Origin of the sequence: Mesorhizobium sp. B2-9-1 (assembly GCF_006439455.1) — a bacterium.
Taxonomy (GTDB): domain Bacteria; phylum Pseudomonadota; class Alphaproteobacteria; order Rhizobiales; family Rhizobiaceae; genus Mesorhizobium.
On sequence record NZ_VFTP01000006.1, the window covers coordinates 213,871 to 232,993 of the forward strand.

Below are 19,123 nucleotides of genomic sequence, written 5' to 3' on the forward strand. Positions count from 1 at the left end.
ATGTCCCTCCCTTTGCTTGCTCAGTACGGATTCTTCGGCGCCCTGTTTTCCGACAGTGTTTCGCGCGACCGCTCGGCCAGCGCCTGGATAGCGTCGGCAAGATGCAATTCGGCGATGTTGTAGTCGCCTCGCGCCACGCGGATCTTGTGCGCCTCCATCAGCACGTCGGCATGGGCGAAGCCGGCCGGCGGGTCGAAGCGGTAGGACGCGAGCTCGATCAACAGCCCGATCGGATCTTCAAAATAGATCGAATCCATGAAGCCGCGATCCTTGACACCGCTGTGCTTGATGCCGCGCTCGTCGAGCCGCGCGACAGCCTGCAGGAAGGTAACCCGCGACACAGAGAACGCGATGTGATGGACGCAGCCGATATCGGTCGGTGTCCGCCGCTTGACCGGGACCCGGGTCTCGTCGGTGAACACGGTGATCAGCCGCCCGTCGCCGGGATCGAAGTAGAGATGGCTTTCGCTCGCCTTGTCGAGATTGGGCTGCTCGAAGATGAAAGGCATGCCGAGCACGCCCTCCCAGAAGTCGATCGAGGTCTGGCGCCCGGCGCCGACCAGCGTGATGTGATGAACGCCTTGCGACTGCAGCTTCCGCATTGGACTCCTCCCCGAGAGCTTATGACTATTTGCAGTTTCTCGCCCTTGTGCCCTGCGCACGGCCGCGCTTTGGATCCATGCTCCGAAGCTAATTCATTCGACAGCCGCACGCCAGAAGCAACGAGCACGACCAGGGTTGGAGAGTGATAGGGAGCGGGTTGCCTCCAAAGATTTGAGGGCTGCGCTGTGGCAAATCCTTTCGGCGGAAGAGCGGCATAGACCTCATCGACATGCCTTGGCTGAGACCATCTCTTTCACGATGAGATTTTAGGAGGCGGAAAGGCTTTTTCGCGATTGCCGGATCAGCGCGAAATGTGCGTTCTCCCCGTACGGCGTTTTTCCGATCACATGCACCGCCTCGCGTCCAGCATTGGTGACTTCTCATTCGGAAACCCCTCTGTAGGAACCGCCACCGCTGTCCGATCCGCTCTGATCTTCCTCTGCTGCTCGCTTCGCGAATGGAATTGGCGGTGTCAGCTAAAAACCAAAAGAGCCCCCGCCTGGGGTACGCGCTGTTGTTGCGGTATGAATAGCACGGGGCCACCCACGGGATAGAGGGGGCAACCACTAAAGAGCGGAGCGAAAAATTATCAGATTGACGCTATATCAGTTTAAACCTATATTCCGCCAATGGCTTGGACGGTTCTCGAACATCCGGACTTTGTCCGGGAGCGTGAAGACCTCAATGATGAGGTCTCGGACAAGCTCGATGAAGTGATGCTGGCTCTGGAGGAAGTTGGTCCCAATCTCGGGCGCCCTCTCGTTGATACGCTGAATGGGTCCAAGCACAAGAAAATGAAAGAAATCCGATTCAATGCGAGCGGTGTTTGGCGCTTTGCTTTCGCGTTCGACGAAGACCGTCAAGCCGTTGTCCTGTGTGGTGGAAACAAGGAAGGCAAGGCGCAGCGCAAGTTTTACAAGAAGCTCATCGCGACCGCAGACGAACGGTTTGATGAATGGCTTGAGGCAGAAAAGGAGTAGACTAATGGCAAAGCGATCAGATTTTCGCCCCGTTCGCGAACGCATTGACGCTCTACCAGCAGAGCGTCGGGCCAAGATCGAAAAGGGCGCTGCCGAAATCCTAAGGGCTGTACATCTTTCCGAGCTTCGAAAGGCTATGTCCGTAACGCAAATGACCGTAGCTGCTAGAACAGGTCTGAAGCAAGCCGAGGTGTCGCGTATCGAGAAGTCTCCCGCATCGGTCCAGATCAAGACTATGGAACGCTACGTGCGAGGGCTTGGCGGCGACATGAAAATCGTAGCTGAATTCCCTGATGGAACATACGCCGAAATTCCCCTTAGTCACGGCAAGCCCGTTCGCTCCAAAATCACCACCGAGACAAAGAATGATGACAATAATTATACGGAGGAGCGTCTGGGCGCTTAACTAGGGGGCAACATCCGACGCTATAGAACTTTGCGCAATTCGGCCGGTCAGGTGCAGACAGGGTTGTGCGCGCCTTGTGGCTCTCCGAAAATGAGGGCGGCAATGGTCTTTATTAGACCGTTATTAAACAGCTAAACGCTTAAAAGCTTGGTACGCCCAAGGGGAATCGAACCCCTGTTCCCGCCGTGAGAGGGCGGTGTCCTGACCGCTAGACGATGGGCGCGCTCAAGAACCGGCTACATAGGCTGGCGGCCGCGAAAAAGCAACCGAGCAGATTCCGGAAAAGTGTCGTACGGTTTTCCGACAAGAATTCCGACAAAACAAGAAGCCTAAGCGGAGCATTCATTGGTTTGCCAAACGAGTGCTCCGCTTGGGGTTTCGACCGCTTCGCGCGCTTTGCCGGACGTCACGGGTCAGCCCTGCCGTTTCGGCTCGATCAGGTCCCAGAGATTGCCGTAGAGATCGGCAAAGACCGCCACCGTGCCATAGACCTCGAAGCGCGGCGCTTCGCGGAACTCGACGCCCTTGGCGAGCATCGCCTGGTGATCGCGGGAAAAATCGTCGGTCTCGAGGAAGAGAAAGACCCGGCCGCCGGTCTGATTGCCGATGCGGCTTGCCTGCTCTTCGCCGGAAGCTTCTGCCAGAAGCAAGCGCGCTCCCTTGCCCTTCGCCGGCGCGACGGTGACCCAGCGCTTGCCGCCGCCGAGATCGACATCCTCGATGAGCAGGAAACCGAGCCGCTCGACATACCAGGCGATCGCCTCGTCGTAATTGGCAACGACGAGCGCGACGGTCGCAATGCTGCGCTGCTCGGCAAAGCCGCTCATTTGTTGCGAACCGCGAATTGGCCGATGATGCGGTGCTCGGCGATGTCGTAGACGAAGATCGAACGGCCGCCATCGGCAAGCTCGGCGTCGATCGACAGGCGGTTGCCGGAGAGCGACTGGCTGATCACCTTGGCGCCGACGGGAAGCACGATGTCGCCCGCGAGCGGCGCACCGGCCGGAGCCTGGACATCGCCCGCGGGCGCCGATCCGGTCACCGGCGCGTTGCGGGCTTTGTAGACAAGCGCCCCGATCACCACCATAAGGGCGAGGAACAGAAGGCCGAGATTGACGATCATGAAGCGGACGAGCTTGCGGCGCACGTTCTCGGCCGCGGGGTCGAGCGGCTTTTCCTCATCTTCTTCGGCGATCGGCCGGGCCATGGCTAAACAATCCGCAACGGGTTTCGATGAGCGCTCATAACGAAGAGAGTTCGACATTGATAGGGGAGGAACTGACGGACGATGAGTTGGCCGCAGGCGAAGCCACCGTGCTGGAAGCCGGCGCCGATGCCGCCGGCCAGCGCCTCGACCAGTGGCTTGCCGCCAAGCTCGGTCCGGAGCTCTCGCGCAGCCGGGTGCAGGCGCTGATCAAGCAAGGCGCGGTCTCCATCGCCGGCAGGAAGGTGCTGGAAGCCAAGCGCAAGCTGACGGTCGGTGAGACGATCGAGATCCTGGTGCCCGCGCCGGAGCCGGCAGAGCCGCAGGGCGAGGACATTCCCCTCGACATTCTTTACGAGGACGACGAGCTGATCGTCATCAACAAGCCGGCGGGACTGGTCGTCCATCCCGGCGCCGGCAACTGGACCGGCACGCTGGTCAACGCGCTAATCCATCACTGCGGCGACAGCCTGTCCGGCATCGGCGGCGTTAGGCGTCCTGGCATCGTCCATCGCCTCGACAAGGAAACCAGCGGCGTCATGGTCGTGGCCAAGACCGATCGCGCCCACAAGGCGCTGTCGGAAGCCTTTGCCGATCACGGCCGCACCGGCGACCTCGAACGCGCCTATCTGGCGCTGGTCTGGGGCATTCCACAGCGACCGACCGGCACCATCGAGACTGCCCTGGGCCGCGCCGCCGACCGCGTCCGCCGCGCGGTGGTGCCTGAAAGCCGCGACGACGCCCGCCATGCCGTTACACATTTCAGCGTCGTCGAACGTTTTGGCGAAGGACAGCAGGCTTTCGCCACGGCAAGCCTGGTCGAATGCCGGCTGGAGACCGGCCGGACCCACCAGATCCGCGTCCACATGGCTCATATCGGCCACCCCGTGATCGGCGACCCGGATTACGGGCAGGCGTTCCGTACCAAGGCCAATCGGCTGCCCGAACCCTTGAAAGCCAAGGTCAACGCCTTTCCGCGGCAGGCCCTGCATGCCTGGCTCCTTGAATTCCGGCATCCGACCACCCATCTAACGATGAGGTTCGAAGCGCCGATACCGGGAGACATGGAGGAACTCGTCGGCGACTTCCGGAAACTCTGAACCGACCCGCCACGAACAAGCTGCAAACCAGCCAAAAACCTGACCGGCGTTGTTCACTTCAACGTGACAGACTGTTTAGCGTTGAACAAATGCCTGTCTTTTCTGGTTTTGTTCCTATATACACAGGTTGTCGCGGATGAGCCTTTGGCATCCGTGACGCATGCCCGCCGCGTTTCGGGGGCATCCACTCCAAAGAGAGAGGGGCGCTATCATGGCCCAATCATTACCCAGTATCGTTTCCGGTGAAGGCGGTCTCGCCCGTTACCTGGAAGAAATCCGTCGCTTTCCGATGCTTCAGCCGCAGGAAGAGTACATGCTCGCAAAGCGTTATGCCGAGCATCAGGACACTACGGCTGCCCACAAGCTCGTCACCAGCCATTTGCGGCTCGTCGCCAAGATCGCCATGGGCTATCGCGGCTACGGCCTGCCGATCGGCGAGGTGATCTCGGAAGGCAATGTCGGCCTCATGCAGGCCGTGAAGAAATTCGAGCCGGAGCGTGGTTTCCGGCTCGCCACCTATGCCATGTGGTGGATCAAGGCCTCGATCCAGGAATACATCCTGCGCTCGTGGAGCCTAGTCAAGATGGGCACCACCGCCAATCAGAAGCGTCTGTTCTTTAACCTGCGCAAGGTGAAGGGCAAGATCCAGGCGCTCGACGATGGCGACCTGAAGCCCGACCAGATCGCCGAGATCGCCACCCGCCTCAACGTTTCCGAGGCCGAAGTGGTGTCGATGAACCGCCGCCTGTCGGGCGACGCTTCGCTCAACGCTCCGATCCGGGCCAGCGAAGGCGAATCCGGCGAATGGCAGGACTGGCTGGTCGACGATCACGAAAGCCAGGAAGAGATGCTGATCGAGCAGGACGAGCTGGAAAACCGGCGCTCCATGCTGTCCGGCGCCCTGTCGGTCCTCAACGACCGCGAGCGGCGCATCTTCGAGGCGCGTCGCCTGGCCGAGGAGCCGCTGACGCTGGAAGAACTGTCGGCCGAGTTCGACATCAGCCGCGAGCGCGTGCGCCAGATCGAGGTGCGCGCCTTCGAGAAGGTGCAGGACGCGGTCAAGGCGGCCGCCAAGCGCCAGACCCAGGCGCTGCGTACCATCGAGGCGCAGCCGGCGGCGTAAAGCCACCCGCGCACTGAGCAACAACAAAACGGCGACGCCAGATTCTGGCGCCGCCGTTTTATTTGGCGAAAGCGGCGGACCAGCCCTTTCTCCCCGTCGCTATACGGGGAGAAATGTCCGGCAGGACAATGAGGGGCAGCGCCGAGGCTGCAAGGTCATCGTCCGGGCAACAATCGCTTCAAAGGGCCGGCGCGCTTATCTTCGAACGCCGCGCCGCCCCTCATCCGCCCTTCGGGCATCTTCTCCCCGTTGAACGGGGAGAAGGAAAAAAGGCTCATGCCGTCGGCTGCTTGGTCTTCCTGAGGTAAGGAAGAACCGTCTCATACGCCCCAAAACGCTTGATCGCGTCTTCGTTGGAGACGGCGGCGGTGATGATGACGTCGTCGCCCTGCTTCCAGTTGGCCGGCGTCGCCACCTGGTGCTTGGCCGTCAGCTGGATGGAATCGATGACGCGCAGGATCTCGTCGAAGTTGCGGCCCGTGGTCATCGGGTAGGTCAGCGCCAGCTTGATCTTCTTGTCCGGCCCGATGACATAGACCGAACGCACGGTGGCGTTGTCGGCCGGCGTGCGACCCTCCGAGCTCTCGCCGGCACCCGCCGGCAGCATCTCGTAAAGCTTTGCGACATGGAGGTCCTTATCGCCGATCAGCGGATAGTTCACCGTCTGGCCGGTAGCGGTCTTGATGTCGGCCTGCCACTTTTCGTGGCTCGATACCGGATCGACCGAGATGCCGATAATCTTGACATTGCGCTTTTTGAAGTCGCCTTCGAGGCCGGCCATGGTGCCGAGCTCGGTGGTGCAGACCGGCGTAAAATTCTTCGGATGGCTGAACAGCACCGCCCAGCCGTCGCCGATCCAGTCGTGGAACTTGATGGTGCCCTGCGTGGTCTCGGCCGTGAAATCCGGCGCGACATCGTTGATACGAAGACTCATGACCTATCCCTACCCTGTTTTGAAACGGTGGCCGGCGCGGCCGGCACGCATTCTAAGCTACCACCATCGCGGCATCGGTCAAACGCCGGGAACCGTACCCAAGCCCGCTGCAGCCGAATTTTTTTCGCGGGCGCGGCGATCCTCGGCAGGATTCTTCCACTTTTTGCGAGAGGTGGGGCCGCTCAGGCTTTCCTTATCGCGAGCGTCGCCGTGAGGTCTTCCATGCGCTGCGCGAGCGCGCCGAGCGCGGTCGTGAGCACGCTGTCGCTCTTGTCGGCCTTGGTCAGCGCCTCGTCGCGCGTCTTGCGCAAGGTCAGCACTTCGCTCTCCATGCCTTTGACACGCTTGGTGAGCTCCGAGAGCTCGTCCATCACCATGATGCCGGCCATGACGGTGAGCCGCTGGTCGCCGATCTCGCCGAAGGAATCCTTCAGGTGCGAAACATAGCGGTCGAAGCGCTCGGCAAGGTCGATCAGATGCTCTTCCTGGCCTTCGTCGCAGGCCATGCGATACTGTTTGCCGTCGATGGAAACCGTGACCTGTGCCATTGCCTTACCTGTCCAGGACCGCGCGGATGGTTTCCATGGCGGTCACCAGCCGCCGCGACACTTCCTTGTTGGCGTCCTCCAGCCGCTCGGCGCGCGCTTCGGAATTGTCGAGCTCCTGCGCCAGGCGCGAACGGTCGGCGTTCATGCGCTGCACCTCGGCCTCGGCTTCCGAATAATCGCGCTCATGCTCGAGCTTCGCCGCCACGGCGTTTTCCAGCCCTTCCATGGCCTTGCCCAGCCTGGCGATGACTTCCTTGAGGGTCGTTTCCCCGGTCATGGCCTCGTCCTATGCCCTGCCCATCACCGAATCGCACGCGTTCAGAATGCGTTACCTGCGAAAGATTAGGCGCCGGGTGAAGGGCGCGTCAACAAAGCTCTCGCGACTGTCCCCCGCTATCGCTAATGTAGGCGCCGGGTGCCATCACAAGCCCGGCAAAATCCATCCCGATTTGTTGACTAAAAGACCGCGCCTGCTATGTGTCGCGGCATCCTTTTCCAAGGGTTCTCCCCAGGCTCCAACTCACTTCCGGAGGAAGCATGACCTCGCGTGAACAACATGATCGGATGGCCAACGCGATCCGTTTCCTTTCCATGGACGCCGTCGAGAAGGCGAATTCCGGTCACCCCGGCCTGCCCATGGGCTGCGCCGACATCGCCACGGTTCTGTTCAGCCGTTTCCTGAAATTCGACGCCAAGGCGCCGCACTGGGCCGACCGCGACCGCTTCATTCTGTCGGCCGGCCACGGCTCGATGCTGCTCTATTCGCTCCTCTACCTCACCGGCTATGAGGACATGACGATCGACCAGATCAAGAATTTCCGCCAGCTCGGCTCCAAGACCGCCGGCCATCCCGAATACGGCCATGCCGCCGGCATCGAGACCACCACCGGCCCGCTCGGCCAGGGCCTCGCCAATTCGGTCGGCTTTGCGCTCGGCGAGCGCATCATGAACGCCGCCTTCGGCAACGACCTCGTCAACCACTACACCTATGTGCTGGCCGGCGACGGCTGCCTGATGGAAGGCGTCTCCCACGAAGCCATCGCACTGGCCGGGCATCTGAAGCTCAATAAGCTGATCGTCTTCTGGGACAACAACAACATCTCGATCGACGGTCCGGTCTCGCTGGCCGACAACACCGACCAGGTCGCCCGCTTCCAGGCGTGCGGCTGGAACGCCAGCCACATCGACGGCACCGATCCGGAAGCGATCGCCTATGCCATCGAGGCGGCGCGCCATTCCGACAAGCCGACGATGATCGCCTGCAAGACCACCATCGGCTTCGGCGCCCCGACCAAGGCCGGCACCAACAAGGCGCATGGCTCGCCGCTCGGCGCCGAGGAAATCGCCGGCGCGCGCAAATTCTTCAACTGGGACTCGCCGCCCTTCGAGATTCCGGCCGACATCCTCAACGCATGGCGCGCCGTCGGCACGGGCGGCGCCAAGGCCCGCGCCGACTGGGAAGGCCGCCTGGCGAAGGCCGAGCCGAAGCTCAAGGCCGAGTTCGAGCGCCGCGTCGCCGGCAAGCTGCCCTCCAACTTCGACGCCGTCATCGCCGACTACAAGAAGAAGCTGTCGGCCGACAAGCCGAAGGTCGCCACCCGCAAGTCGTCGGAGATGGCGCTGGAGGTCATCAACGGGGCGGTGCCGGAAACCATCGGCGGCTCGGCCGACCTCACCGGCTCCAACAACACCAAGACCAGCCAGACCAAGAACATCACGCCCGACGATTACGGCCAGCGCTATGTCCACTACGGCATTCGCGAGCACGGCATGGCGGCGGCGATCAACGGCCTGACCCTGCATGGCGGCCTGATCGCCTATGGCGGCACCTTCCTGTGCTTCTCCGACTACGCCCGCCCGTCGATGCGCCTTGCCTCGCTGATGGGCATCCGCTCGATCTTCGTCATGACGCATGACTCGATCGGCCTCGGCGAGGACGGCCCGACGCACCAGCCGGTCGAGCATCTGGCCGCACTTCGCGCCATCCCGAACCACAATGTCTTCCGCCCGGCCGACGCGGTCGAAACCGCCGAATGCTGGCAGATTGCGCTGGAATCCGAAAAGACGCCCTCGACGCTGGCGCTGACCCGCCAGAACCTGCCGACCGTGCGCACGGAGCACTCGGCAACGAACCTCTCCAGCCAGGGCGCCTATGAGCTGGCCGCCGCCGGCGGCGAGGCCGTGGTGACGATCTTCGCCACCGGCTCCGAGGTCGAGATCGCGCTCGGCGCGCGCGACCTGCTGGAAAAGCACGGCCATCCGACCCGCGTCGTCTCTGTGCCCTGCTTCGAGCTGTTCGACCAGCAGAGCGAGGATTACCGCAAGAAGACCATCGGCAGCGCCAAGGTGAAGGTCGCGATCGAGGCCGGCATCCGCCAGGGCTGGGATCACCTGATCGGCACCGACGGCATTTTCGTCGGCATGCACGGTTTTGGCGCCTCCGGCTCGATCGAGCAGCTCTATCCGCATTTCGGCATCACCGCCGAGGCCGCGGCCAAGGCGGTCGAAGCCCGCCTGCGCGGCAACTAAGAATTGGCTCAGCCCGGCAACATCGATTGACGCTTTGCCGGGCTGGACCAACCTAATCGATTTAAATGCGACGTTCTGCGGCTGGATTCTTGCGCCTTCCGCCGTTATGACACTGCGGACCCATCCGCCCCAAGGGAGAGAACAATGACCGTCAGAGTTGCCATCAACGGATTTGGCCGCATCGGCCGCAACATCCTGCGCGCCATCCATGAATCCGGCCGCAAGGACATCGACGTGGTCGCCGTCAACGACCTCGGCCCGGTCGAGACCAACGCGCACCTGTTGCGCTATGACAGCGTGCATGGCCGCTTCCCGCATGAGGTGACCGTCGACGGCGACCAGATCTCGGTCGGCAAGGAGAAATTCAAGGTCACCGCGATCAAGGATCCGACCCAGCTGCCCTGGAAGGAGCTCGGCATCGACATCGCGCTCGAATGCACGGGCATCTTCACCGCCCGCGACAAGGCCGCCGCGCACCTGACCGCCGGCGCCAAGCGCGTTCTCGTTTCGGCCCCGGCCGAAGGCGCCGACCTCACCGTCGTCTACGGCATCAACCATGACAAGCTGACCAAGGACCACATCGTCATCTCGAACGCGTCCTGCACCACCAACTGCCTGGCGCCGCTGGCGGCCGTGCTGCACGAGACCGTCGGCATCGAGAAGGGCATGATGACGACGATCCATTCCTATACCGGCGACCAGCCGACGCTGGACACCATGCACAAGGATCTTTACCGCGCCCGCGCCGCGGCGCTGTCGCAGATCCCGACCTCGACGGGTGCTGCCAAGGCGATCGGCCTTGTCCTGCCCGAGCTCAAGGGCAAGCTCGACGGCATCTCGATCCGCGTGCCGACCCCGAATGTCTCGGTCGTCGACTTCAAGTTCATCGCCAAGCGCTCGACCTCCGCGCAGGAGATCAACGAAGCGGTCATCGCCGCGTCCAATGGCAAGCTGAAGGGCGTTCTGTCGGTCACCCATCACCCGAACGTGTCGATCGACTTCAACCACGATCCGCATTCCTCGATCGTAGCGCTCGACCAGACCAAGGTGATGGACGGCAACTTCGTCTCGGTGCTGTCCTGGTACGACAACGAATGGGGCTTCTCGAACCGCATGGGCGACACCGCCGTAGCCTTCGGCAAGACCATCGGCTGATCGCTGCCGTCAATTTACAGTTCAAAACGCCCGGCTTCGGCCGGGCGTCTTCGTTTAAGTCTCGGCGGATCCGCGCACCATGGTGACTAGCCGGAACACCAGTCGCGTCGTCATTCCAGAATCCGCGACGGAGCTTCGCTCCTGCTTCGCCCTGGAATGACGAAGTTTGGAAGCATTGACCCCAAAAAACATCCTGTTGCCTTGCACTGGTCATGTCTTCGCCCCACTCTCCCGTAAAGCAACAAACAGAGGGATTTGGAGGGGCAATAGCGGATGGAGCATGCGATCTATCTCGTGACGCTGGTCGGCACGGCTCTCATTGTCGCCGCCGCGTTTTCGAGCTTGATCGCCTTCCGCTTCGGCGCTCCCTTGCTGCTGCTCTTCCTCTGCATCGGGCTTGCCACCGGTGTCGACGGCCTCGGCATCGAATTCGACAATGCGCGGCTGGCTTATTTTGCCGGCTCACTGGCTTTGGCCGTCATCCTGTTCGATTCCGGTTTCGGCACGCCGCTCAACGCGCTCAGGCAAGCAGCCGGGCCGGCGCTGTCGCTGGCCACGATCGGCGTTATCCTGACCACAGCCATCTTCAGCGCCGCCGCTTCCTATGTTCTCAAGCTCAGCTGGCTGGAATCCTCCCTGCTCGGCGCCGCCGTCGCCTCCACCGACGCGGCCGCCGTCTTCTTCCTGCTGCGCGCTGGCGAGATCCACCTGCGCGAGCGCGTGCGCGCGACGCTCGAAGTGGAATCCGGCACCAACGACCCGATCGCCATCTTCCTCACCATCACCTTGGTCGAGATCATCGCCGCGCATGCCAATCCGGAAGCCAATGTGCTGGCCACCAACCTTTTGCTCGGCTTCCTCGCCAATATGGGGCTCGGCGCCGTCATCGGCGTGCTCGGCGGTTTTGCCATCGTGCGTCTGGTCGAGCGGTTGAATCTCGATCACGGCCTGCTGCCCATCTTCGTGCTGACGCTGTCGCTGATGGTTTTCGCGGCAGCCGGCGCCGTCGGCGGCTCGGGCTTCCTCGCCGTCTACCTTGCCGGACTCGTCGCCGGCAATTCCGACATACGCGCCGTCACCATCCTCAAGCGCTTCCAGGACGGCATGTCGTGGCTGGCGCAGATCATCATGTTCCTGATCCTCGGCCTGTTCGCCACACCCTCGCAATTCCCCGAAATTCTTGTGCCGGCGATCCTGCTCGGCCTGTTCCTGATCTTCGTCGCCCGCCCGGTCGCCGTCTGGCTCTGCCTCGTCCCGTTCCGCCTGCCGCGGCCAGAGGTCGCCTTCGTCTCCTGGGTCGGCCTGCGCGGCGCGGTCTCGATCCTGCTCGCCATCACGCCGCTGCTCGGCGGCCTCGAGCACGGCCGGCTGATCTTCAACGCCGCCTTCATCATCGTGCTGGTGTCGCTGGTGGTGCAGGGCTGGACGGTCGGTCCGCTGGCGCGGCGCCTCGGCCTGATCGTGCCGCCCCGTCTTGGGCCGCTGGACAAGGTGGAGCTCGAATTGCCGGGCTCGGCGCATCATGAGCTGCTCGCCTATCGCGTAGCACCCGGCAGCCCGGTGGCGCGGGGCGAGCGCATCCCGCGCTGGGCGAGACCCTCGCTGGTGCTTCGCGACGGCCGCTCGATGCGCTTTCAGGACATGGGCCGGCTGGCGGCCGGCGATCAGGTCTACATCTTCGTGCCGGACCGCTACCCGCGCCTGCTCGACAAGCTCTTCGCCAGCCGCGCCGTGGTCGATCCTGAGGATGCCGACTTCTTCGGCGCCTTTGCCGTCGATCCGGCCCGCTCGGCCGCGGAGCTGGAAGCCGCCTATGCCCCCGGCCTGTCCGAGGCCGAGCAGAAGCTCACCGTTGCAGCGCTCGTTACCGAGCGGCTCGGCGGCCGTGCCGAATATGCCGACCGTGTGATGATCGGCCCGATCGAGCTGATCGTGCGCGATGTCGACGAGAAAGGCAGGATCACCGGCCTTGGCCTGTCTTTCGAGCCCACCGCGCCGGTCGCGCGCGTGCCGATGTTCATGAGCGCCGGCGAGATCGGCGACCGCATCGCGGCGCTGATCCGCAGCTGGCGCAGACCGGCGGCGAAGCAGGCAGCCGACGACGTGCCGGTTGACACGGTGGCGCCCGCAGCGGACGGGCAGAAGGCAACCGGCGAAGGCTGATGTCTCACGGCGACATCATTTTTGCGCGCGCGCCATCGACGCGGCCCTTGCATCGTCTTCCGCGCCGAGTAAGGTCGCCGCGTTTTCGCGAGAGCAATTTCAGGAAAAGTGTGGGCGGTTTTCCCGTCCGGATTGCGTCAAGGCACTAGGAAGGAACGACCATGGCCGGCTTCAAGACACTCGACGATATCGGCGCCGTCAGCGGCAAGCGCGTCCTGGTGCGCGTCGACCTCAACGTTCCCGTCGCCGGCGGCAAGGTGACCGACGCCACCCGCATCGAGCGCATTGCGCCTACCATCGCCGAGCTCTCGAAAAAGGGCGCCAAGGTCATCCTGCTTGCGCATTTCGGCCGCCCCAAGGACGGCCCATCGGCCGAGTTCTCGCTGGAGCCGATCGCCAGGGCCACGGCTGACGTTCTCGGCCTCCCGGTCGGTTTCGCCGCCGACTGCATCGGCGCCAAGGCCGCGGAAGCCGTCGCGGCGATGAAGGACGGCGACGTCCTGCTGCTCGAGAACACCCGCTTCCACAAGGCCGAGGAGAAGAACGAGCCGGCCTTCACCGAACAGCTTGCCGCCAATGGCGACATCTATGTCAACGACGCCTTTTCCGCCGCGCACCGCGCGCATGCCTCGACCGAAGGCCTCGCGCATCTTCTGCCGGCCTATGCCGGCCGTACCATGCAGGCCGAACTCGACGCGCTGGAAAAGGGCCTCGGCGATCCGGTACGGCCGGTGGTGGCCATCGTCGGCGGCGCCAAGGTCTCGACCAAGATCGACCTTTTGATGAATTTGGTGAAGAAGGTCGACGCGCTCGTGATCGGCGGCGGCATGGCCAACACCTTTCTTGCCGCGCGCGGCACCGATGTCGGCAAATCCCTCTGCGAGCATGACCTCGCCGGCACCGCCAAGCAGATCATGATCGAGGCGGCGGAAGCCGGCTGCGCCATCATCCTGCCCGCCGATGGCGTCGTGGCCAAGGAATTCAAGGCGGGCGCCGCCAGCGAGACCGTCGCCATCTCGGACGTGCCGGCCGACGGCATGATCCTCGATGTCGGTGCAAAGACCGTGCAGAGCGTCAACGACTGGATCGACCGCGCCGCGACGCTGGTCTGGAACGGCCCGCTCGGCGCCTTCGAGATCGAGCCTTTCGACCGCGCCACGGTGTCCGCCGCAAAGCATGCCGCTGCCCGCACCAAGCAAGGCAAGCTGGTGTCGGTCGCCGGCGGCGGCGACACGGTGGCCGCGCTCAACCATGCCGGCGTCGCCGGCGATTTCACCTATGTCTCGACCGCCGGCGGCGCGTTCCTCGAATGGATGGAAGGCAAGCCGCTGCCCGGCGTCGAGGTGCTGAAGCGGTAGACAGTCCGAGCCCAGGCAAAGCCCGCGCGGCTTTCGATCGATTCTAGCTTTCCGGCGTCATTCCTTTGGCGGTAGTGTTCTGCCGGCGCGGAATAAACGCAGCGAAGGAGAGCACCCATGAGCGAACGTCTCGAAGATATCGCCGCCGCTATGGTGAGCGGCGGCAAGGGCCTTTTGGCCGCCGATGAGAGCTCCGGCACCATCAAGAAGCGTTTTGACGTCATCGGCGTCGAATCCACCGCCGATAACCGGCGCGACTATCGCGAGATGATGTTCCGGTCCAGGGACGCGATGTCAAAATACATCTCCGGCGTCATTCTCTATGACGAGACCATTCGCCAGCAGGCCGCCGACGGCACGCCGCTCGTCGACATCATCAAGGCCGCCGGCGCCATTCCCGGCATCAAGGTCGATCTCGGCGCCAAGCCGCTGGCCGGCTTTCCCGGCGACACCATCACCGAGGGCCTGGATGGGCTGCGCGAGCGGCTCGCCGACTATTACAAGCTCGGCGCCCGCTTCGCCAAATGGCGCGCGGTGATCGACATCGACACCGGCAAGGGTGTGCCGTCGGCCAATTCGATCGCCTCGAACACCCACGCGCTGGCCCGCTATGCCGCGCTCTGCCAGGAGGCCGGCATCGTGCCGATCGTCGAGCCGGAAGTGCTGATGGACGGGGCGCATTCGATCGACACCTGCTATGACGTCTCCAAGGCGACGCTGATCAAGCTCTACGACGAACTTTACGCGGCCCGCGTCGTGCTGGAAGGCTCGATCCTCAAGCCGAACATGGTCATCTCCGGCAAGAAGTCGGGCAAGACCGACAGCCCGGAGGAAATCGCCGAGAAGACGATCAAGCTGTTCCGCGAAGTGGTGCCGTCGGCAGTGCCCGGCATCGCCTTCCTCTCCGGCGGCCAGGACGACGAGGAGGCGACCGCCAACCTCAATGCCCTCAACGCCATCGGCCCGCATCCTTGGAAACTGACCTTCTCCTATGGCCGCGCGCTGCAGGCCGCGCCGCAGAAGGCATGGAGCGGCAAGGCCTCGAACATTGCCGCCGGCCAGGCTGCCTTCACTCACCGCGCCCATATGAACCATCTGGCGGCGCTCGGAAAATGGCAACCGGCGCTGGAAAAGGCCGCCTGACGCCATCCCTGAGCGGTGCATAAAACCCGGGCTGGCAGCCCGGGTTTTTGCTTTTTGCGAGCCGCGTTCCCACTTGTCAGGCGCCGACCGCTATCGACCATGTCGGATCGCGCCGATGTCGAACGTCCTTGGCAGGAGAGGACAGGAGATGGTCATGCATCGCAATGCCGTGGTTTCGCGGGAGGAATGGTTCGAGGCGCACAGGAAGCATCTCGAGCGCGAGAAGGAGCTGACAAAGTTCCGCGAGCTTATCGCCGCGGAGCGGCGGCAACTGCCCTGGTTCAAACTGCGCAAGGATTATGTTTTCGAGAGCGAAGCGGGGCCGAAGCATCTTGCCGAACTGTTCGCCGGCAAGAGCCAGCTCATCGTCTATCATTTCATGATGGCGCCGGGCTCCGACCACCGCTGCGAGGGCTGCTCGTTCCTCGCCGACCATATCGATGGCGCCGACCAGCATCTGAAGCATCATGACGTCTCACTCGTCGTCGTCTCGCGTGCGCCGCTGGCCGAAATCCTGCCTTACAAGCAGCGCATGGGCTGGAAGTTCGACTGGATGTCGTCCTATGCGTCCGATTTCAACTTCGACCTGCAGGTCTCCTTCACCGACAGGCAGATCGCGGCGGGCGAAACCACCTACAATTTCGAGAAGCGCCCGTTGCGGTCGAAAGACCTGCCCGGCACCAGCATCTTCTACCGCAACGAGTGCGGCGACATCTTTCTCACCTTCATGTCGCGCGCCCGCGGCGGCGACGCGCTGATCGGCGCCTATCATTATCTCGACATGACGCCGAAGGGCCGCGGCGAGACGGGTCCCTATCACAACCTGATGGACTGGGTGCGCCTGCATGACGAATATCGGGACAAAGACAAGGACCGGCCGGACTGCTGTGCGTGAACGGCAGGACGCGCCGGGCCGTCCTTCCCGAATATGGACAGGCCTACGCCCAGTGCCCAAGCACCGCCGCCAGCGAGATAGCGGCCATCGCAAGCAGCGCCAGCTTCCAAAAATCGCCGCGCCGCTTCAGCCCCGGCCAGCCCAGCGGCTTGATGACTTGGATCAGCATGATGCCGCAGATGACAAGGGCGAACAGTTTCGTCATGCCGCCTTTGACCAGCATCGATGGCGACTGTCAAAGCTGTTCTCGAGCGCACCCTCGGGCGGAGCAGTCCTGACAGAAATAGGGCCTATTCGAACGCTGCGAACGGCACCGCATCGTCTTCCTCCGCGCCCTGCCAACCTCCTGACAGACTGCTGTCAGGAGGGGTGTGAGATACTCTTCTCATCAAAAAGAGAGGAGTGACGTCATGAACGGTTTTACAATTCTGCGTAGTGTGCAGCACTATGTCGGCAGGATCCGCACCGTGCGCAACGAGATTCGCACCCAGCGTTTCCTGAACACTTTGCCGGCGGACATCCGCAAGGACATCGGCTGGCCGGACCTTTACCAGGGCCGCGTGCGTGAAAACTGAAATTTTGCGCCGCGACTTGGATTGGAGCGCAGTAGCGCCCAGATGTAATGCGGCCAGTAATGTTGAGTTCAGGGAAAGAGCCTTGTTCGCCGGTAGTTTCGCCGCATGCCTCCTGACAGTATGTTGTCAGGAGGCATGCGGTAATTGGAGCGGCGTCGATCCTGACAGCAACGAACATCAACCAACGATCCGGAGTAATCCGCGCATGGTGAAAAGCTGGAACGGCAGGCTGAGCACGCCGAGCATCGTCGGCATCACGCCGTCGCTGCCCACGGTCGGTGATGTCGTCCAGGGCCAGTCGATGCTGGCGCCGACCGCAGGCGGATTGTCCTTCGGTGCGAAATTCGTTGCCGCGCAGCGCACGCGCGAAGGGCTTAAGTCATATCCTGGGGGGATCTAGCGATGCGTCGTGCTGACAGGCTTTTCCAGATCGTGCAGCATTTGCGGGGCGGCCGGCTGGTCACCGCGCAGAAGCTCGGCGCATGGCTCGAGGTTTCCGAACGCACCATTTACCGTGACATAGCCGACCTGCAGTCGACCGGCGTGCCGATCGATGGCGAAGCGGGCGTCGGCTACATGATGCGGGAGGGATTCGACCTTCCCCCGCTGATGTTCACACGTGACGAGATCGTGGCGCTGGTTGCCGGCGCCCGCATGGTGCGCGCCTTCGGCGGTGCCACAATGGCGAGGGCCGCCGACGAGGCGCTGGTCAAGATCGGCGCCGTGCTGCCCGACACCGAGAAGGACCGCATCGCCCGCACCGAGATCCATACGCCGATGTGGGTGGTAAGCGACGCCGCGCGGGAAGCGATCGACCTGATCGAGCGCGCCATCGAGAAGCGCCAGGTGCTGACCATCGACTATTCCGACGAAGCCGGCCGCGGTACCGCGCGCGACATCAGGCCGTTGGGGCTGTGGTTCTGGGGCAAGGTCTGGACCCTGGTCGCCTGGTGCGAGATGCGCGACGATTTCCGCGCCTTCCGCATCGACCGCATCGCCTCGGTCGTCATTGCCGGCCGCATCTTCAAGCCGGAACGGGGCAAGCAGCTCGCCGATTTCTACCGGGCCGTCGAGCGCTCAGAGGATTACGGCATGGCGCCCGACCGCGCCGCGCGGACGTGACTTCCTCCCAAGCCATTGTCCAATAAAAAAGCCCGCTCGAAGCGGGCTTTTTTATTGAGCGGCAAGTCGACCAAGGCCGACCCCTCCTTACTCTTCATCTTCGTCCTTGTCCTTCGACTTGAGCGCCGAAAGCTTGGCGAAGACGGCGTTGGCATCGAGCTCCTGGTCCTCATCCTTCGGCTTCTCCGGCGCCGGCACCAGCCGTTCGGTGAGCGCGGCGGGCAGCAGCGTGTCGCCGACGGGCTGCGCCGGCTCGCGGCCGCGCGAGGCGCGGTTGACCTCAAGGTCCAGGTCGATCTGCGAGGTGAGGCCGAGCGTCACCGGATCCATCGGCTGCAGATTGGCCGAGTTCCAGTGCTTGCGCTCGCGGATCTGCTCGATCGTCGACTTGGTGGTGCCTACGAGACGGGCAATCTGCGCATCCTTGAGCTCGGGATGGTTGCGCACCAGCCACAAGATGGCGTTCGGCCGGTCCTGGCGCTTCGACAAAGGCGTGTAGCGCGGGCCCTTGCGCTTCGATTCCGGCACCCGCACCTTCGGCTCCGACAGCTTCAGCCGGTGGTTGATGTCCTTCTCGCCGCGCGCGATCTCGTCGCGCGTCAGCTGACCGGTGATGATCGGGTCCATACCCTTGATGCCTTGGGCCGACTCGCCGTCGGCGATTGCCTTGACTTCGAGCGGATGCAGCCCGCAGAACTGCGCGATCTGCTCGAAGGAGAGCGCGGTGTTGTCGACCAGCCAAACGGCGGTCGCCTTGGGCATCAGCAGCGAATTGGCCATATCAAAAATCCTTCTCGTTCGCCCGCGTTCCCGCGCGGGCGGTGGTTTTAGAGCCACCAAAATGGGAAATTCGCGGCCTGTATAAACGCTCCCTCCAATTTTCGCAATGTTTTTGGAAGGGCCGATTCAAGGCCCTAAAAAGACAAAACCCGCTGGACGAGGTCCAGCGGGTTTGGAACCGGAAACAAAGCAAGCGTCTCGACGGCTCTGGCTTGCATGTCGCGGCCCGACCGCTAGGCCGGGCTGCGTCTGATTACACCGCCTGGCGGGCGATACGCTCGATGTCGGCACGGTTGATGCCGAGGTCGCTCAGCTGGCGGGCATTGAGCTTGTTCAATTCGCGCACGGTCTCGTTGTACATGCGCCACTTACGGAAAGCACTGATCGGGTTCATGATGGTTCTCCAGTCGTTTGGTCAAATCGTTTGATGCCGCGTAAATAGGCACTCCTGCCCACAAATTGAACGGACGCTTTTGCATGGCCGCAATGCGTTTTGTGCAATGCA

General features: G+C 63.0%; 22 protein-coding genes and 1 tRNA gene. 13 read left to right on the forward strand and 10 right to left on the reverse strand.

Annotated features, from left to right (window positions below):
- Positions 1 to 20: 20 nt before the first annotated feature.
- Complete coding sequence (locus FJW05_RS14550; protein WP_140633172.1) at positions 21 to 602, reverse strand: VOC family protein; 582 nt, start codon at positions 600 to 602, stop codon at positions 21 to 23.
- 630 nt (positions 603 to 1,232) lie between these two features.
- Between FJW05_RS14550 and FJW05_RS14555 the strand changes: the two genes are divergently transcribed.
- Together FJW05_RS14555 and FJW05_RS14560 are read left to right on the forward strand one after the other, a co-directional pair.
- Complete coding sequence (locus tag FJW05_RS14555; protein ID WP_140545131.1) at positions 1,233 to 1,583, forward strand: type II toxin-antitoxin system RelE/ParE family toxin; 351 nt, start codon at positions 1,233 to 1,235, stop codon at positions 1,581 to 1,583.
- 4 nt (positions 1,584 to 1,587) lie between these two features.
- A complete protein-coding gene (locus tag FJW05_RS14560; protein WP_181164948.1) occupies positions 1,588 to 1,989 on the forward strand; it encodes a helix-turn-helix transcriptional regulator in 402 nt (133 codons plus the stop codon).
- 148 nt (positions 1,990 to 2,137) lie between these two features.
- Here the strand turns inward: FJW05_RS14560 and FJW05_RS14565 are convergent.
- From FJW05_RS14565 to FJW05_RS14575, 3 genes are all read right to left on the reverse strand, one after another.
- A tRNA-Glu gene (locus FJW05_RS14565) sits at positions 2,138 to 2,212 on the reverse strand.
- A 190-nt stretch (positions 2,213 to 2,402) separates the two neighbouring features.
- Positions 2,403 to 2,816 (reverse strand): VOC family protein, encoded by a 414-nt coding sequence (locus FJW05_RS14570; protein ID WP_140633175.1) that lies wholly within the window; start codon positions 2,814 to 2,816, stop codon positions 2,403 to 2,405.
- Positions 2,813 to 3,196 carry a fimbrial protein gene (locus tag FJW05_RS14575; RefSeq protein ID WP_140633178.1) on the reverse strand — a complete coding sequence of 128 codons (384 nt, stop codon included), beginning with the start codon at positions 3,194 to 3,196 and terminating at the stop codon, positions 2,813 to 2,815. Before FJW05_RS14575 ends, FJW05_RS14570 begins: the two co-directional genes overlap by 4 nt.
- 26 nt (positions 3,197 to 3,222) lie before the next feature.
- Here FJW05_RS14575 and FJW05_RS14580 point away from each other — a divergent pair, with 26 nt between their 5' ends.
- On the forward strand, positions 3,223 to 4,293 hold the full coding sequence (locus FJW05_RS14580; RefSeq protein WP_140633181.1) for an RluA family pseudouridine synthase: 1,071 nt from the start codon (positions 3,223 to 3,225) through the stop codon (positions 4,291 to 4,293).
- A gap of 211 nt (positions 4,294 to 4,504) precedes the next feature.
- Positions 4,505 to 5,416, forward strand: coding sequence for an RNA polymerase sigma factor RpoH (rpoH, locus tag FJW05_RS14585; RefSeq protein ID WP_140545121.1), 912 nt, complete (start codon positions 4,505 to 4,507; stop codon positions 5,414 to 5,416).
- A gap of 274 nt (positions 5,417 to 5,690) precedes the next feature.
- Here the strand turns inward: rpoH and FJW05_RS14590 are convergent, their stop codons facing one another.
- The 3 genes from FJW05_RS14590 to FJW05_RS14600 form a co-directional block, all read right to left on the reverse strand.
- On the reverse strand, positions 5,691 to 6,350 hold the full coding sequence (locus tag FJW05_RS14590; protein ID WP_140633184.1) for a peroxiredoxin: 660 nt from the start codon (positions 6,348 to 6,350) through the stop codon (positions 5,691 to 5,693).
- A gap of 182 nt (positions 6,351 to 6,532) precedes the next feature.
- Positions 6,533 to 6,898 (reverse strand): cell division protein ZapA, encoded by a 366-nt coding sequence (locus tag FJW05_RS14595; RefSeq protein WP_095767358.1) that lies wholly within the window; start codon positions 6,896 to 6,898, stop codon positions 6,533 to 6,535.
- A 4-nt stretch (positions 6,899 to 6,902) separates the two neighbouring features.
- Positions 6,903 to 7,175: a DUF4164 domain-containing protein gene (locus FJW05_RS14600; protein ID WP_023763725.1), complete on the reverse strand. Its 273-nt coding sequence runs from the start codon at positions 7,173 to 7,175 to the stop codon at positions 6,903 to 6,905.
- 260 nt (positions 7,176 to 7,435) lie between these two features.
- Between FJW05_RS14600 and tkt the strand changes: the two genes are divergently transcribed.
- The 6 genes from tkt to FJW05_RS14630 all read left to right on the forward strand — a co-directional run bounded on the left by tkt (position 7,436) and on the right by FJW05_RS14630 (position 16,141).
- Positions 7,436 to 9,427, forward strand: a complete 1,992-nt coding sequence (tkt, locus tag FJW05_RS14605) for a transketolase (RefSeq protein WP_140633187.1) — start codon at positions 7,436 to 7,438, stop codon at positions 9,425 to 9,427.
- 144 nt (positions 9,428 to 9,571) lie between these two features.
- Positions 9,572 to 10,582: a type I glyceraldehyde-3-phosphate dehydrogenase gene (gene gap, locus FJW05_RS14610; RefSeq protein WP_140633190.1), complete on the forward strand. Its 1,011-nt coding sequence runs from the start codon at positions 9,572 to 9,574 to the stop codon at positions 10,580 to 10,582.
- Positions 10,583 to 10,855: 273 nt separating this feature from the next.
- Complete coding sequence (locus FJW05_RS14615) at positions 10,856 to 12,745, forward strand: potassium/proton antiporter (RefSeq protein ID WP_246673431.1); 1,890 nt, start codon at positions 10,856 to 10,858, stop codon at positions 12,743 to 12,745.
- A gap of 161 nt (positions 12,746 to 12,906) precedes the next feature.
- On the forward strand, positions 12,907 to 14,103 hold the full coding sequence (locus FJW05_RS14620; RefSeq protein ID WP_140545111.1) for a phosphoglycerate kinase: 1,197 nt from the start codon (positions 12,907 to 12,909) through the stop codon (positions 14,101 to 14,103).
- Between the two features lie 117 nt (positions 14,104 to 14,220).
- Positions 14,221 to 15,246, forward strand: a complete 1,026-nt coding sequence (locus FJW05_RS14625; protein WP_140633193.1) for a class I fructose-bisphosphate aldolase — start codon at positions 14,221 to 14,223, stop codon at positions 15,244 to 15,246.
- Between the two features lie 154 nt (positions 15,247 to 15,400).
- A complete protein-coding gene (locus FJW05_RS14630; protein ID WP_140633196.1) occupies positions 15,401 to 16,141 on the forward strand; it encodes a thioredoxin family protein in 741 nt (246 codons plus the stop codon).
- Positions 16,142 to 16,184: 43 nt separating this feature from the next.
- On the opposite strand, the gene FJW05_RS14635 is transcribed toward FJW05_RS14630, so the two are convergent.
- Positions 16,185 to 16,346, reverse strand: a complete 162-nt coding sequence (locus FJW05_RS14635) for a hypothetical protein (RefSeq protein WP_140633199.1) — start codon at positions 16,344 to 16,346, stop codon at positions 16,185 to 16,187.
- 205 nt (positions 16,347 to 16,551) lie between these two features.
- Between FJW05_RS14635 and FJW05_RS14640 the strand changes: the two genes are divergently transcribed.
- The 3 genes from FJW05_RS14640 (at position 16,552) to FJW05_RS14650 (ending at position 17,838) form a co-directional block, all read left to right on the forward strand.
- Complete coding sequence (locus FJW05_RS14640; RefSeq protein ID WP_095767353.1) at positions 16,552 to 16,716, forward strand: hypothetical protein; 165 nt, start codon at positions 16,552 to 16,554, stop codon at positions 16,714 to 16,716.
- An 82-nt stretch (positions 16,717 to 16,798) separates the two neighbouring features.
- Positions 16,799 to 17,116 carry a hypothetical protein gene (locus FJW05_RS27750; protein WP_246673433.1) on the forward strand — a complete coding sequence of 106 codons (318 nt, stop codon included), beginning with the start codon at positions 16,799 to 16,801 and terminating at the stop codon, positions 17,114 to 17,116.
- A 2-nt stretch (positions 17,117 to 17,118) separates the two neighbouring features.
- On the forward strand, positions 17,119 to 17,838 hold the full coding sequence (locus FJW05_RS14650) for a YafY family protein (protein WP_095767352.1): 720 nt from the start codon (positions 17,119 to 17,121) through the stop codon (positions 17,836 to 17,838).
- Between the two features lie 87 nt (positions 17,839 to 17,925).
- Here the strand turns inward: FJW05_RS14650 and FJW05_RS14655 are convergent, their stop codons facing one another.
- Positions 17,926 to 18,618 carry a DUF1013 domain-containing protein gene (locus FJW05_RS14655; protein ID WP_140545101.1) on the reverse strand — a complete coding sequence of 231 codons (693 nt, stop codon included), beginning with the start codon at positions 18,616 to 18,618 and terminating at the stop codon, positions 17,926 to 17,928.
- Between the two features lie 253 nt (positions 18,619 to 18,871).
- Entirely contained in the window at positions 18,872 to 19,012 is a 141-nt protein-coding gene (locus FJW05_RS14660) for a DUF1127 domain-containing protein (protein ID WP_095767350.1), read from the reverse strand.
- Between the last annotated feature and the right edge of the window lie 111 nt (positions 19,013 to 19,123).

What these genes read in the sequence shown, in the direction of transcription:
- FJW05_RS14625 (WP_140633193.1), top strand. Translation starts at nt 14,221, where the DNA reads ATGAGCGAACGTCTCGAAGATATCGCCGCCGCTATGGTGAGCGGCGGC.
- gap (WP_140633190.1), top strand. Translation starts at nt 9,572, where the DNA reads ATGACCGTCAGAGTTGCCATCAACGGATTTGGCCGCATCGGCCGCAAC.
- rpoH (WP_140545121.1), top strand. Translation starts at nt 4,505, where the DNA reads ATGGCCCAATCATTACCCAGTATCGTTTCCGGTGAAGGCGGTCTCGCC.
- FJW05_RS14655 (WP_140545101.1), bottom strand. Translation starts at nt 18,618, where the DNA reads ATGGCCAATTCGCTGCTGATGCCCAAGGCGACCGCCGTTTGGCTGGTC.
- FJW05_RS14550 (WP_140633172.1), bottom strand. Translation starts at nt 602, where the DNA reads ATGCGGAAGCTGCAGTCGCAAGGCGTTCATCACATCACGCTGGTCGGC.
- FJW05_RS14615 (WP_246673431.1), top strand. Translation starts at nt 10,856, where the DNA reads ATGGAGCATGCGATCTATCTCGTGACGCTGGTCGGCACGGCTCTCATT.
- FJW05_RS14630 (WP_140633196.1), top strand. Translation starts at nt 15,401, where the DNA reads ATGCATCGCAATGCCGTGGTTTCGCGGGAGGAATGGTTCGAGGCGCAC.
- FJW05_RS14640 (WP_095767353.1), top strand. Translation starts at nt 16,552, where the DNA reads ATGAACGGTTTTACAATTCTGCGTAGTGTGCAGCACTATGTCGGCAGG.
- FJW05_RS14620 (WP_140545111.1), top strand. Translation starts at nt 12,907, where the DNA reads ATGGCCGGCTTCAAGACACTCGACGATATCGGCGCCGTCAGCGGCAAG.
- FJW05_RS14580 (WP_140633181.1), top strand. Translation starts at nt 3,223, where the DNA reads ATGAGCGCTCATAACGAAGAGAGTTCGACATTGATAGGGGAGGAACTG.
- FJW05_RS14560 (WP_181164948.1), top strand. Translation starts at nt 1,588, where the DNA reads ATGGCAAAGCGATCAGATTTTCGCCCCGTTCGCGAACGCATTGACGCT.
- FJW05_RS14600 (WP_023763725.1), bottom strand. Translation starts at nt 7,175, where the DNA reads ATGACCGGGGAAACGACCCTCAAGGAAGTCATCGCCAGGCTGGGCAAG.
- FJW05_RS14570 (WP_140633175.1), bottom strand. Translation starts at nt 2,816, where the DNA reads ATGAGCGGCTTTGCCGAGCAGCGCAGCATTGCGACCGTCGCGCTCGTC.
- FJW05_RS14635 (WP_140633199.1), bottom strand. Translation starts at nt 16,346, where the DNA reads ATGACGAAACTGTTCGCCCTTGTCATCTGCGGCATCATGCTGATCCAA.
- FJW05_RS14590 (WP_140633184.1), bottom strand. Translation starts at nt 6,350, where the DNA reads ATGAGTCTTCGTATCAACGATGTCGCGCCGGATTTCACGGCCGAGACC.
- FJW05_RS14660 (WP_095767350.1), bottom strand. Translation starts at nt 19,012, where the DNA reads ATGAACCCGATCAGTGCTTTCCGTAAGTGGCGCATGTACAACGAGACC.
- FJW05_RS14575 (WP_140633178.1), bottom strand. Translation starts at nt 3,196, where the DNA reads ATGGCCCGGCCGATCGCCGAAGAAGATGAGGAAAAGCCGCTCGACCCC.
- tkt (WP_140633187.1), top strand. Translation starts at nt 7,436, where the DNA reads ATGACCTCGCGTGAACAACATGATCGGATGGCCAACGCGATCCGTTTC.
- FJW05_RS14555 (WP_140545131.1), top strand. Translation starts at nt 1,233, where the DNA reads ATGGCTTGGACGGTTCTCGAACATCCGGACTTTGTCCGGGAGCGTGAA.
- FJW05_RS14595 (WP_095767358.1), bottom strand. Translation starts at nt 6,898, where the DNA reads ATGGCACAGGTCACGGTTTCCATCGACGGCAAACAGTATCGCATGGCC.
- FJW05_RS14650 (WP_095767352.1), top strand. Translation starts at nt 17,119, where the DNA reads ATGCGTCGTGCTGACAGGCTTTTCCAGATCGTGCAGCATTTGCGGGGC.